We start from the raw sequence: 12,912 nt of genomic DNA on the forward strand, positions 1-12,912 counted from the left end.
TCGACTTAGAAATTACTTACTTGTTTCTGAGAAACGCTTGATACGTTCTGCTATTTCATCTCTCACACGTTGGAAAAAGGCCCACTTCTCTTCTTCTGTCCCTTCAGCCTTAGCCGGATCATCAAATCCCCAATGATCACGTTTCACATGTGGAGGAGTCATCGGACATTTGTCTGCTGCATCACCACATAACGTAACGACAAAGTCTGCGTTGTTTAACAGTTCTGTATCAATGATATCAGACGTTTGGTTAGAGATATCAACGCCTACTTCTTTCATTGCTTTAACGGCATTAGGATTTAATCCATGTGCTTCAATCCCTGCACTATATACATCCCACTCACTGGCTAAATACTCTTTTGCCCATCCTTCTGCCATTTGGCTTCTGCAAGAGTTTCCAGTACAAAGAAAATAAATTGTTTTTTTAGACATTGTATTTTGCTCCTTCTTTTAATGAATAATGAGTAACCATAGATATAGTCCCATTAGAGTTATAAACAATACTGGCAACGTGATGATAATACCTGTTTTGAAATACGTTCCCCAAGATATTTTGACGCCTTTTTGTGTTAAGACATGAAGCCATAACAAAGTGGCTAATGAACCAATTGGCGTGATTTTCGGACCTAAATCAGCTCCAATCACATTGGCATAAATTAACGCTTCTCTAGTTATACCTGTTGTATCAGTTCCCGCAATCGCAATCGCATCAATTAAAACAGTAGGCATATTGTTCATAACAGAAGACAGAATGGCTGCTATAAAGCCCATTCCCATCGTAGCTGCAAAGAGACCCTGATCAGCAACCACCTGGATGGTATCAGATAAAACGTCTGTCAAACCAACATTACGAAGTCCATACACGACAACGTACATACCAATTGAAAAGAATACAATATTCCATGGCGCACCACTTAGAACCTTTCGTGTCTCAACGGCTGAACTTTTACTAGCAAATACTAAGAAGATAATTGCGATAATACCCGCAACAATTGATACTGGGATATGCAAGAACTCACTTACTAAATAACCAACTAAAAGAACACCTAACACAAACCATGACAGACGAAACATTTTATGATCTTTAATCACATCCACAGGCTCTTGAAGTTGTGAATAATCATATCGTTTCGGCATTTGTTTTCTAAAGTAAAGGTAAAGGACCAGAATACTTGCTAGTAAGGCAAAAAAGTTTGGTACGATCATACGTGTTGCATATTCAACAAACCCAATTCCGAAATAGTCAGCAGAAACAATATTCACTAGATTACTAACCACTAAGGGTAACGAAGTCGTATCCGCAATAAATCCACTTGCTATAATGAAAGGAAAAACCATCTTCTCGTTAAATTTAAGTGAACGAACCATTGATAAAACAATAGGTGTTAGAATAAGCGCTGCACCATCATTTGCAAAAAATGCTGCCACAAATGATCCTAATATACACACATAAATGAACATAAGGACAGCATTACCTTTTGCCATTCTAGCCATGTGTAAGGCAGACCATTCAAAAAATCCAATCTCATCTAAGATAAGCGAAATAATAATAACAGCAATAAACGTTAACGTAGCATTCCAAACTATACCCGTTACATCTATGACATCAGTGAAACTTACAACTCCAAATAAGAGAGCCAAGATTGCTCCACCACATGCAGACCACCCAATATTTAAGTTTTTAGGCTGCCAAATAACGAATACCAGAGTCAGAATAAATATTGTCGACGCTAAAATGACTGAACTCAAAATGTATTTCCTCCCCTTTTTAGCACTTAACAGGCTGTACTTTTTTTAATGCCTCTTTTAGAGAAGGATCATCGTGATCTAGTTGATCTAAAACAGCTTTAACCAATGAAAAGTGTGAAGACTTATCATTAAGCGAGTAATGTCTCCATTGTCCTTTTCTATTTTCATTCAATAGATCAAGTTGCTTTAACTTTCTTATGTGCTGACTAATAGCAGGCTGACTCGTTTCAAACATATCAACAAACTGACACACGCAATACTCATTATTCTCTATCAGTTTTAACATTAACAATCTTGTTGGATCACTTATTACTTTTAAACAAGCAACCACGTCAGTTGTATCTTGTTTTTGCATATTTACCAACGTCCCCACTCCCTTCCACACAGATTGTATAATATTCTTTTTATATAAGTCAATATTTATATTAGTGCATTCTTATATACTAATTGTTCTATTCATTCGGATAGTATTTATATCAATTTTTTTGATTAAATGCTTGCAAGAAGAAGATTTATGTAGTAAATTTGATTACATCAACTAATTTTGATTAAAGGAAAGGAAGATTGCTTGTGTCTTTAGTGACGGATCAAAGCAGTTGTACTTCTCCAAACTTTGTGACTTATGCTGAAAAATTTAAAGCTATGTCAGACCCAAAAAGATTGGAATTATTACATTTACTTTGTATAAACGGTTCTACCTGTGTATGTGATCTTGTCGATGAAATGAATATTCCTCAATCTAAGCTCTCTTACCACCTAAAAATTCTTTTAAATGCAGATCTCATTTTTAAGGAAACGAAAGGTACTTGGAGTTATTATTCACTAAATGAGGATGTTATGAGTCGCATATTATCAAGAGAACTTTGCTGTATTCTTACTCCATCTTTATAAAAGGTGGACTTTTGTTTCATTATTAAATCAAAATAAATTGATATAAGGAGTGTTTAGTATGAAAAACGAACAATTACCCGTTGCAATTATTGGTGCTGGCCCTATTGGATTGGCGGCGGCTGCTCAGTTAGTGAAACAAAACCAAGCTTTTATTCTGTTTGAAGCAGGTGCTTCAGTAGGAACAAATTTTTTAGATTACTCACATGTTCGACTGTTTTCCTCTTGGGAATATAATATTGATTCAGCAGCACGATCTTTACTTCTAAAGAATCAAGTTCCACTTCCAGACCCTAACAAGCTACCCTATGGTGGCGAAATTGTTTCAGAATACTTAGAGCCTTTATCATCTCTTTCTGAATTGAAACCCTACATTCACTTAAATAGTAAAGTTGTTCATATTTCTAGAAAGGGGATTGATAAAGTTAAAACAGATGGTCGTGAATTGCTCCCTTTTATAATACAAGTAGAAAACAAAGATTTGGACCTTCAACAATTCGAAGCAAAAGCAGTAATAGACGCTACGGGAACATGGCATAATCCCAACCCCTTCATTTCAGGTGGCTTAAATACGATGAATCAAAAAAACGATTCAATTCACCCTGGAATACCTAATATATTAGGTGATGATAAGGAAACATTCATAAATAAACGAGTTCTTGTTATAGGCAGTGGACATTCTGCGTTAAATTCTATATTAGATTTAGTGAAATTAAAGAAAGTTGCACCGGAAACAACCATCTCTTGGATTATTAGAAAACCAAATGTGATAGATGTTTTAGGTGGAGGAAGTAATGATCAGCTCCCCGAACGTGGTGCGTTAGGTACTCGTGTTGAGAAGGAGATTTCAAATGGAAATGTTGAGGTTCACGTTTCCACGTTTGTTGAATCTTTTAAAACTGATAAGACGGGTGCCTACCTTTTAACAGTGTCTAAAAATGAAAATCAAACAGAAATTGGACCGTTTGATCACATTATTTCAAATACAGGTTCCAGTCCTACTTTTGAGTTTCTAAAGGAAATACGTTACACATTTGATTCTACTTTAGAAAGTGTTCCGAAATTAGCACCACTTATCGATCCAAATGTTCATAGCTGCGGTACGGTTCGACCACATGGAGAAAAAGAACTTAGACAACCTGAAAAAGACTTTTATATTGTAGGTGCTAAAAGTTATGGAAGAGCACCAACTTTTCTAATGGCTACCGGGTATGAACAAGTACGATCCATTGTTGCCTACCTTTCTGGTGATCGAGAAGCTGCCAAAAGAGTAGAACTAAAACTACCTGAAACAGGTGTTTGCAAAGTGAGCTCCCTTTCGAATAAAATCCAATCCAATGTAGGATCTTGTTGTAACTAAAAGATACTCGCTTAATTCAAGATGTTCTAGACAAGATAAAGAACTGCTGTGACTTTTCACGGCAGTTCTTTTTTTCTGATGACTTTTCCATTGCCACTACATCTACATATTTATCATCTAGTTTTCCCTGCTTTCTATCTGTAAAAATATAAAGCCGAATTATCCGGTAGACTCCTTAAAGTAGGAGGACTCGGTTTTTTTGTGCCAAATATTGTCTTAGCGTATATTTTCGTTAAAATGTTGGCGTTACCCCTTTGATAAAAACGTTCGAAAAACACGCTTTGCGCAGCAAGAATCAAAGCGAAGATACTCAGCATAACCAGCGACGTCACGCCAAACAATTTTAAAACAACGCTAACCTTTTTCATCTTCATTCAACTCTCGTTTCCGAACTCGAACTTGTATCCCGTTCCGATCACTGTGCGGATTAATCGCCCTTCGTCGCCCAGCTTGGCTCGAAGCTTTTTGATATGCGTATCCACCGCCCGCGTATCGCCGTAATAATCCATTCCCCAGACCGCATTCAGAATTTCGTCGCGTTCGAGCACTTTTCCCGTATTTCGCGCAAGAAGAATCAGCAGGTCATACTCCTTCGGAGACAGCGTGATCCCTTCTCCTGCGACTTCCACGGCATGCGCTTGGCGGTCAATCGTCAGTGTTCCATAAACCAACCGATCATCCTCGCGCCCGAGAGTGCCTTCTGCCCGCTTGAGTAACGCAGTCGCGCGAGCCACAAGCACCTTGGGGCTAAAAGGCTTGGTTACGTATTCGTCGGCTCCCAGTTCAAAGCCCATGATCTGGTCGTCATCGTCGGCCCGCGCCGTAATGATAATGATCGGAACGCCAGACTTTTTGCGCACGCGCCGGCAGACCGACCAACCGTCGATCTCCGACATCATGATATCGAGTACGATCAGATCCACTTCATGCTCTTCGAATAACTCCAGTGCTTCACGACCGTTATCCGCTTCGAGCACGTGCCAATTTTCCTTTTTAAAATAATCAGTCATGAACTCGCGCATCAGCACGTCGTCTTCCACCAACATAATCGTTCTCTTCATTAAATATGCACTCCGATTCTCCGGATTTTCCGCCTCTTTCATGCTACCCGGAGACTTACGCACTGTCAAAATGCTCCGGGACGGTTACTTGTTTACGGCGTAAACGGCAATTTTGCCATCGAATTGACTGATCCATAGTTGTCCGTTACCGACCATGACTCCTTGCCAATTGGCGAATAGGTCTTCTTCGATTGCATACCCCAACGTCCGTTTCACTTCCGGCGTCATGATCGAATCGTACTTCGCGATAAAACGGGCCGGAGTCTGGAATTTATACGTCTTGCCGTTCGTGTTGACGTTCAACGGATAACTGATCATCGAAGCTACGGCTTTTTTATCGTTTTTGGCCACTGCCTGCTGAAGTTTGATGAAGAAGGTATGGAACGCCGCAGGATCATCAATACCGGCTGCTTCGTAAGGATTGCTTTTTTGCGCCGGTTGAGAAGTGACGGTCTTGGGATTCGTTACCGCCGCCGAAGCCGCATCCGCGGATGACGTCCAGGAAGTGCCGATGATCGCCGTGCCTGCAAGCGTCGTGCTTAAAAGAAGTTTGGTTGTTTTATTCATAGTAGAATGCCTCCTGTTTGTTTGGGATGCTCTAAGTATAAAAAAGTCATGTGTAGTCTGCGTGTACATGGTGTGGAATTTCGAGTACATTGAGGATGATAAACATGTAGTTCGATGCGGCACTGAATGGATCGAGAACGTCGAGAAAATCGTATGTTCTACAACCTTGGAAAGTGTCGAATGGAATAACTCCAGATTGGTCAAAGAAAACATCAAAGAAGAAATCGAAACCCTCAAGCAACAATCCGGCGGAGACCTGGTGATTCTGGGCAGCCCGAGACTCGCTCAGCACCTGATGCAACTTGGGTTAGTCGATGTATACAAAATCACAGTCTCTCCCGTGTTGGTCGGGAGTGGGCTGCGTTTATTCGAAGGGCTCGGCGAGAAGGTTAATCTTAGACTTGTCGAAAACAAAACATTCGATTCTGGAGCGAGTGGTTTGATTTATCACACTATAGGTTCATAATTATTATTATGTAAACTAAATTAGTGACTATAGATTTTTCCGCTTCGAGAATATATTTTTGCTCGCAAAAATATAAAGGGAATAATTAGAAAATCAATCGTTTTAACCCTTCGATTATGGTTACCAAGGAGCTTTCTTTAGTAGAATTAATCGATTTAAAAGGAAACAGCGTATAATTTATATTATACGCTGTTTTTATGAAGTGAATTTCATTGCTTTTTATCGGTTGCAGCTTGTTGATTTGTCCAACAAAAACCTACCGACAACAAGGCCAAACCCAAAAGAATTAAATAAAAATCCAGCGCGGATACACGAAAACTGAAAGTCGCATCGTATTTTAAAACAACGCTTAGCCCAATAAACGTTATGCCCATAGCCATGATCCGACCTCTGGTCAAGTTTTTTCGATACCGGGTAAAGCCGAAGACGAGTCCCGAAATGATCGCCGCCAACATCAAGATCACGATCACATCAAAGCCTGTTTCCGTGATACGAAATAGATCGTATAACGGATTCCTGTAATTTTCCATGTACTCACTTCCTTTCTTTTGAGTTCCTACATCTTTATAAACTCTGCAGCTCGATGAAAGTTGGATAAAGAAACGAAAATTCATGTTTGAAAATAATTATTATTATGTAAACTTTGAGAACGCAAAAAAAACGAAGAGCGCGGCTCTCCGTTTGATCGTTTCTCTTTTGACTATTAACCTTTCAAAAACCCCGGATCCCGATAACTCGGATTCGGATACGTATAGAATCCTTCTCCCGTCGCTTTACCGAGCTTTCCTTTGTCGATATACTCCGTTTTCAACAGCTCGGCCACGGCTTGGTAATCGGCATCCCCCGTTTGATCCGCTCTTGTTTTGGCTACGTGATAAGCGGTATTGATCCCGATGACGTCAAGCATGCCGAACGGTCCAACCGGAGCGCCGGTGCCGACCATCCAGGTTTTATCGATCGTTTCGATATCCGCGACGCCTGTCACGAGCAGCTTCTGCGCCGAACTAAGCAGCGGAACGAGCAGCGAATTGACGATATAGCCGGGCTGTTCTTTTTGTATCGGCAGAGCGACCATCCCGATTTGTTTGGCGAAATTTACGACGTCGTTGAAGACCTGCTCGTCCGTGCCCGAATGTCTCATGACTTCGCCCGTGTTGTTTTTCCAAATTTCGTTCGCGAAATGCAAAGCCAAAAACTTGTCCGGTCGTCCGGTCGCGTCCACGAATTGGCTCGGCAGCAGCGTGGACGAATTGGTCGCGAAAATCGTATGCGCCGGAGCGACTTTCGCCAATTTTTCGTAAAACTCGATCTTGATCGGCACGGATTCCGGTACCGATTCGATCACCAGGTCGGCGTTGGCCGCAGCTGCAGCAAGATCGCTTTGGAACGTCAAACGTCCCCAAGCCTCGTTCAATTCCTCTTGCGTCGTGCCTAAATCTTCCGCGTAGCGCGGTTTAAGCTTTTCGATTCTTTCTTTGGCGCGGTCCAAAGCTTCGTCATTGATGTCATACACCGTTACCGAGAATCCGTGAAGGGCGGTTTGAAAAGCGATTTGACTGCCTAATACGCCGCTGCCTGCGATCAAAATATTCGTGTAGCTCATTTTCAAACATTCCCTTCGACTTTGATTTCATATATAAATATCTTCATATACCTTGCTTTTATCTTAATCCTTATTTAAATTTTAAGCAACTTAATTTTTAGCTATTTATGTACTTTGCATGATACAGATGACATGATCGAAGTTCGACTGGCGAAGATCGGCTTCCCTGATCCAAAAGTAAATCCGTCCCGTATCTCCCCAATCGGAGTCAGGCGCGTCGTCGGAATCAATCTGAAGCAGCAGTCTCCATTCGGACGCTTCGCGGTCAAACTTCGCCTGATCTTCCTCGCTGATGCTGCTGTCGAACGAACGCCATTGAAGCATTTTCGCGCACTGCTCCTGCATATCGCCTTGAATTTGATCAGGATGCCCGAGCAGCCGGTGAATCGGCACGTGGCATAGTCGCGGTTCGCTTAAGTTTGTAAGGAAAGTACTCCAATATCGTTCGTGATCAACCGTGTTCCCGTCCCATCCCAAGCCCAGTTGTTTAAGATAAGCCGAGTCGGATTCGGGTACGCATAGATCCGGAACGAACGTGATTGATGTCGGAGACAAAACGACTTTAGGATCTGCCTGCATCAGCGACTCCGGTATATCCAGGCGTCTTAATTCATCGAATGCAGAGGAAGGCGTATAAATGACTTTGCAGGTCGTCGGATCGCCGTGGAACGCATCATCGTCGTACATGGCCGCAGAAGCGTAGAAAAAAGAAAGCAGGCCGTTCGCGGGCAGCGGAAGCGTGTGGCCTTGCGGCAGTTCAGCCAGATTGATTTGCGCTATAAAAGTATAAGGACACTCGTCCCACTCCGGCCACGATATCCCTTCAGGAAGATCGGCTCCTCCGCCTACCCGGCTTTTCCCTGTAACAATATCCGCTTTCTTGAGCGCTTTCAGTTCCATTTTCAATGAAGGAAACAGCAGCTTGCCGATCTGTGTTCGGTATTCTACCAATCCCGCGTCCGCCAGCTTTTGCAGGACGAACTCGGGATTCAGACGCTGTTCGGGAGTGGGTTGTTCGTAAACGTAAAAGCCGTCGTCTTCGATTTTGAGCAGCGATTCCGGGCGTTCCGAAGCAAATTCCAACAGCTTGATCGCAGGTTCGCGTTCTTCGTAACGATTGCTGTGCGGAAGCACGATCGCTTTGACCAATCCAAGTCCGGAGAGATCTTGCTCAGGCACGGGTTCCGTTCCTGCGCTTAAAATTCGGGCATGCTCGATCGTCGTTCCGAGCACGGCCGCTCCGGCGCTATGGCCGATCAGAAGATGTCCTTGATGATGCAGCTGCCGAAGTATGCGATCCGCTCCCGACTCCTTCAACTCCGCGAGGATCGCAAAAGGATCGCCGCCATTCAGGTAAATGATCGGATAATCTTTCAACTGCTCTGCCGGCACATGCGCCAGATCGAAAAAGTCGACTTCGAATCCCAATCCTTCCAATAATTCTCGCGTTCGAAAAGCATGGTGGTTGCCGGCTGCATGTTCCGGAGCCGTTTTTGCCATAATGGCCGCTTTACGTTCCAGGTTCGCTTGCTCGACGATTTCGATCAACCGCTTTTGAGCTTCCGGAAGGTATAGGCCGCTGGAATTGAGTAAGATTTGCATGATAAATCCCTTTTAGTTTACATAATTATAATTACGTATCATTCTAGTACATTTATATCTTTACCTTAATTGAGCAAAAGCGCGTCCGGCGATATCGGCAAACTGCGCCACGTCGCCGGGGCTGCAATCGATCGCCCAGCGCAGCTTGTCGAACGAACGCAAAACGAACAGCTTTTTCGTGTCCGCGAGGACGGAAACCGGAAGTCCGTATCCTTTCAAAAAAGCCGAAATCTCCTCGTCGCGGGGCCTTCCTTCGATCATTTGAATCAGCATGAGCTGCATCAGGTCCACATGAGGCACCGGTCCGACTTCCGCGCTGCCCCAATCGATCAGCACGATATGCGGAGATGTCGTACCCGGCACGTCGCTTACTAAGATATTTTTTAACGACAAATCGCCGTGGTTCAATCCGAAATGCCATTCTTGGCCGGCCAAGCTTTCGAAAAGCTCACGCGCCTGCCGGGATTGAGCCCGGGTGATCACGCCCAACTCCAGCAGCCGGTCTCCATCGTTCAAGCTTTGGATATTGTAGCGAAGATAATCGTTCCAGCTCCCATCCGAGCCCGGATGCGGCGGGGAAAAGAACGTTCCGCGTTCCGGATCCGACAGGTTCTCGCCGTATCCTTTCACCGGAATGCGATGAAGACGCGCCGCGTATTCGCCGATAACGGACCATAATAAAGCAGGATCAGCCGAATGATCGAGCCCGTTTACACCGTTCTCAAAACTCTGAATCATATAAGGAATTTCGCCGCATCGTCCCAGTTCCAGCACTTCCGGGCCCGGAATTCCGGCAAGCCGAGCTTGTTCCATGCACCATTTTTCCTTCAAGTAAATATCGCTCGCGCACGAATCTTCGGTGTTCATGCGGATCACGATCCGACGTCCTGACGTTTCCGCGATCCAGACTTCATTGACGAAGCCTTTGCCGAGGATCGGAGAAACCGAGACGTCAGGCGCGGTAACGCTCTCTTTTTCGAAAAAAGCTTCCGCGATCCGGATCGCAAGCTGTTTCGTTTTTCCGCTCATGGGCTGCCGTCTCCTTCTTTTCCGGTTTCCTTCAATTCCATGTTCAAGACGTCCAGCAGCGAGTAAAAAAAGATCATGGAACGCAGCGGAGTCGCGGAATCCTTATGCCTGTCCAGGAATTCGTCTTTGAACAGAAACGCTTTTCTATGCCAGTTCCGGTCGTACATTCCGCCGAACAGGCCGAAAAAGGCATTGGACAGCATGGATGCGAAAATAATGATGCGCAAGTTTCGGCTTTGCCGGCTTCGCGCTCCTTTGACTACCGCATATTCGCTTGCCCATAGTTCCGCCAAAGACATCATCGTCATCTCCGGCCTGCCAGGGCGTAGTTCGAAGTACTGCCCATGTTTGCTTTCGGCGATCTCCTTCAGTTCCGCAATCGTCAGGATATGTCCGCTGCCCCGACTTAAATCTTTGCGCATTTTGTCCCGGATTACCGGTAACGAAAAAAGAGGAGGATCATTCCAATCTTCGGTCATCCCCCAAAATTCCGTATCGATCGCTTGCCAAGTCCGGCGAAGATCGACTTCGACTTCGCTTACCGCTTCCCGTCGCTGCTGTTCCGTCAACTCGATCTCTTTATACACAAAAGGTTTTTTCTTGGACGGATTCATCCGCTCGACGTAATCATCCCACATTTCCGCTTCGTCTAACACGGTCAAACGTCTAAAATGCGGCTTGACCGCATACAGCAGCTCGACGATTCGTTCGTGAATCTCATCCGGCGCGAAAGCGGTCTTGGTAAAACCGTCCATGCGCAGCTTGCCGTCAAATACAAAACCGACACTTTCTGATTCCGGATGCGGATCTGCCCGAATCCCGATTTTGCGAGCCTCGTCGATCTCTTCGTAAGGCCAACCCTGCTCCGCGCAAAAGACCTTGACCTTGTCGATTAGCGCTCCCCGGTCTTCGGTCGACTTCAAAGTTCCTTTATAAAAAATCGTCACGCCCATCCATTTGATCCTCCTCTGAATCCTGTATCAGCATTCGGCTACCGCTTTGCCGATCCCTTTTCCAATAATACCCGATTCTCAGCCTTCTTTTCTTACAAACGCCTTCTACACTTTGTTTATCACGCGAAAAAAAGCGAAGAGCCGCAGCTCTCCGCTTTGCTTTACTAATCGGCTTTCCCTATAGATCGTTCCGTCACTTTTGGCTGCCGATCCATTCCGTTGCTTCTTTTTGCGCTTGGTCCAGAGCCTCTTGCGAAGAAGCCGAATCCAGCAGCACTTTCTCTACGTTTTCGGACAAAATATAGCGGGGCTGCCCGGAACGATACGGATAGCGAGGTGCCCACAACCGGCCCATCGCTTCAAGAACGACGCTCATTTGCGGGATTTCTTTGACGCTGGCCCATTCCGTGGAAGACTTCACGACCGGCGTGCTTTCGATTCTGTAGTTGTCCCACATGAACTGCTGATAGAAGTCGCTTGAGCTGAATTTCAACCATTCCCAAGCCAGATCTTTCTGCGTGCTGGATTTGCCGATCGCAAACGGACTGCCTGCAAACATCCCGCCCATCTTCTTTTCCGGATTGATGAACAGCAGCGCCGCATCAAAACGATCCTGCGTGCCGTTGGTCCGAATGTCCGTTACGAACCCCGGAGCCGAACGCAGATTGATCGCCACATCGTTGTCCGCCGTCAAGAACTTTTCCGCCCCTTGTCCGGCCATAACGCCTTCGGGTGCATATTCTTTTGCCTTTTTCAACAGATCCAGCGACTCGGCCATGGTTGGCGTATTAAATTCCAGCTCCATGTCTTTCCAAAGGAACCCCGTGCCCCATTTGCCGCCTTTGGACTCGTTAATGTTCATTACGGTATCTGCGGCATCCGATTTGTTAAAGGTCAGACCGTAGTTCTGTTCCCCGGTTTTCGGATTGGTTCCCGTCATCTGCTCGGCTTTTTCCAAAATTTCTTCGATTGTAGGCTCTTTGGACAGGTAAGACACGCCCCACTCGTCGAAGAGCTGCTTATCGTAAGTAATGACGCGGGTATCTCCGATGAACGGCAATCCGTAGATTTGAAGATCCGCATCCTCGGGCCCCATCGCTTTCCAACCGTCGACTTGACCGTAAAAATACTGATTCAGGTCGAAGCCGTCCTGGTCAATGTAAGACTGAAGCGGCTCCAACAAGCCTTGTTCCGCAAAAGTCGCGATTCCCGGAAGCTGGTACACGTCCGCCGCGTTGGATTGCAGCATGGTTTGCGTCTTCTCGTTGTAGCTGTCCCAGCCCATCAGAACGAAATTAACTTCCGTGCCCGGATACATCTTTTCGAATTCTTCTTTTAACACGTACACGCCTTTGGTTTTTGCGCCCGTCTTCGGATCGGTCTTGTCCTGTTCCACGAAACCGCCGATCAATTGAACGTTCAGTTTACCGGATAGACCTGTCGTCTCGACCGGTGCGGCGGATGCGACGGCTTTTCCCGATTCTTTAGCCGGTTGATTAGGTGTCGTTGCGCTCGATGAGGGGTTGCCGACGCCACATGCACTGAGCAGCGTACTGATTAATAACAGACTTGTTAATCCCCAGGCACTCTTTTTCGGTTTCATCATTAGAACCTCCTATGTAGGGTTGATGACG

At 45.1% G+C, this 12,912-nt stretch carries 13 protein-coding genes and 1 pseudogene; 3 read left to right on the forward strand and 11 right to left on the reverse strand.

What is annotated here, in order from left to right:
- Nucleotides 1-12: 12 nt before the first annotated feature.
- The 3 genes from arsC to HRQ63_RS02985 are packed head-to-tail and all read right to left on the reverse strand — an operon-like array spanning nt 13 to nt 2,104.
- The gene (arsC, locus tag HRQ63_RS02975; protein ID WP_172238882.1) at nt 13-432 is read right to left on the reverse strand and encodes an arsenate reductase (thioredoxin); all 420 of its coding nucleotides are present in this window, start codon (nt 430-432) and stop codon (nt 13-15) included.
- 18 nt (nt 433-450) lie between these two features.
- Nucleotides 451-1,749 carry an arsenic transporter gene (locus HRQ63_RS02980; RefSeq protein ID WP_172238885.1) on the reverse strand — a complete coding sequence of 433 codons (1,299 nt, stop codon included), beginning with the start codon at nt 1,747-1,749 and terminating at the stop codon, nt 451-453.
- Between the two features lie 19 nt (nt 1,750-1,768).
- Nucleotides 1,769-2,104, reverse strand: coding sequence for an ArsR/SmtB family transcription factor (locus HRQ63_RS02985; protein WP_172240539.1), 336 nt, complete (start codon nt 2,102-2,104; stop codon nt 1,769-1,771).
- A gap of 215 nt (nt 2,105-2,319) precedes the next feature.
- On the opposite strand from HRQ63_RS02985, the gene HRQ63_RS02990 reads away from it, so the two are divergent.
- Together HRQ63_RS02990 and HRQ63_RS02995 are read left to right on the forward strand one after the other, a co-directional pair.
- The gene (locus HRQ63_RS02990) at nt 2,320-2,640 is read left to right on the forward strand and encodes an ArsR/SmtB family transcription factor (protein ID WP_308809901.1); all 321 of its coding nucleotides are present in this window, start codon (nt 2,320-2,322) and stop codon (nt 2,638-2,640) included.
- A gap of 58 nt (nt 2,641-2,698) precedes the next feature.
- Nucleotides 2,699-3,997, forward strand: a complete 1,299-nt coding sequence (locus HRQ63_RS02995; protein WP_172238888.1) for an NAD(P)-binding domain-containing protein — start codon at nt 2,699-2,701, stop codon at nt 3,995-3,997.
- 374 nt (nt 3,998-4,371) lie between these two features.
- On the opposite strand, the gene HRQ63_RS03000 is transcribed toward HRQ63_RS02995, so the two are convergent.
- Together HRQ63_RS03000 and HRQ63_RS03005 are read right to left on the reverse strand one after the other, a co-directional pair.
- Nucleotides 4,372-5,058 (reverse strand): response regulator transcription factor, encoded by a 687-nt coding sequence (locus tag HRQ63_RS03000; RefSeq protein WP_172238891.1) that lies wholly within the window; start codon nt 5,056-5,058, stop codon nt 4,372-4,374.
- A gap of 84 nt (nt 5,059-5,142) precedes the next feature.
- Entirely contained in the window at nt 5,143-5,625 is a 483-nt protein-coding gene (locus tag HRQ63_RS03005; RefSeq protein ID WP_172238894.1) for a hypothetical protein, read from the reverse strand.
- Between the two features lie 124 nt (nt 5,626-5,749).
- On the opposite strand from HRQ63_RS03005, the pseudogene HRQ63_RS03010 reads away from it, so the two are divergent.
- Nucleotides 5,750-6,091: pseudogene (locus HRQ63_RS03010) on the forward strand (dihydrofolate reductase family protein); the annotation flags it as partial.
- Nucleotides 6,092-6,300: 209 nt separating this feature from the next.
- On the opposite strand, the gene HRQ63_RS03015 reads toward HRQ63_RS03010, so the two are convergent.
- From HRQ63_RS03015 to HRQ63_RS03040, 6 genes are all read right to left on the reverse strand, one after another.
- Nucleotides 6,301-6,621 (reverse strand): hypothetical protein, encoded by a 321-nt coding sequence (locus HRQ63_RS03015; protein ID WP_172238900.1) that lies wholly within the window; start codon nt 6,619-6,621, stop codon nt 6,301-6,303.
- A gap of 173 nt (nt 6,622-6,794) precedes the next feature.
- On the reverse strand, nt 6,795-7,694 hold the full coding sequence (locus HRQ63_RS03020) for a 3-hydroxyacyl-CoA dehydrogenase (RefSeq protein ID WP_172238903.1): 900 nt from the start codon (nt 7,692-7,694) through the stop codon (nt 6,795-6,797).
- A gap of 105 nt (nt 7,695-7,799) precedes the next feature.
- Nucleotides 7,800-9,296 carry a DUF1963 domain-containing protein gene (locus HRQ63_RS03025; RefSeq protein ID WP_172238907.1) on the reverse strand — a complete coding sequence of 499 codons (1,497 nt, stop codon included), beginning with the start codon at nt 9,294-9,296 and terminating at the stop codon, nt 7,800-7,802.
- Nucleotides 9,297-9,356: 60 nt separating this feature from the next.
- Nucleotides 9,357-10,325 (reverse strand): phosphotransferase family protein, encoded by a 969-nt coding sequence (locus tag HRQ63_RS03030; RefSeq protein WP_172238910.1) that lies wholly within the window; start codon nt 10,323-10,325, stop codon nt 9,357-9,359.
- Nucleotides 10,322-11,278 (reverse strand): hypothetical protein, encoded by a 957-nt coding sequence (locus HRQ63_RS03035; protein WP_172238913.1) that lies wholly within the window; start codon nt 11,276-11,278, stop codon nt 10,322-10,324. The genes HRQ63_RS03030 and HRQ63_RS03035 overlap by 4 nt, the downstream gene beginning before the upstream one ends.
- 193 nt (nt 11,279-11,471) lie before the next feature.
- Entirely contained in the window at nt 11,472-12,884 is a 1,413-nt protein-coding gene (locus tag HRQ63_RS03040; protein WP_229714045.1) for an extracellular solute-binding protein, read from the reverse strand.
- Between the last annotated feature and the right edge of the window lie 28 nt (nt 12,885-12,912).

The organism is Saccharibacillus endophyticus, from assembly GCF_013185185.1.
GTDB classification, from domain to species: Bacteria; Bacillota; Bacilli; order Paenibacillales; family Paenibacillaceae; genus Saccharibacillus; species Saccharibacillus endophyticus.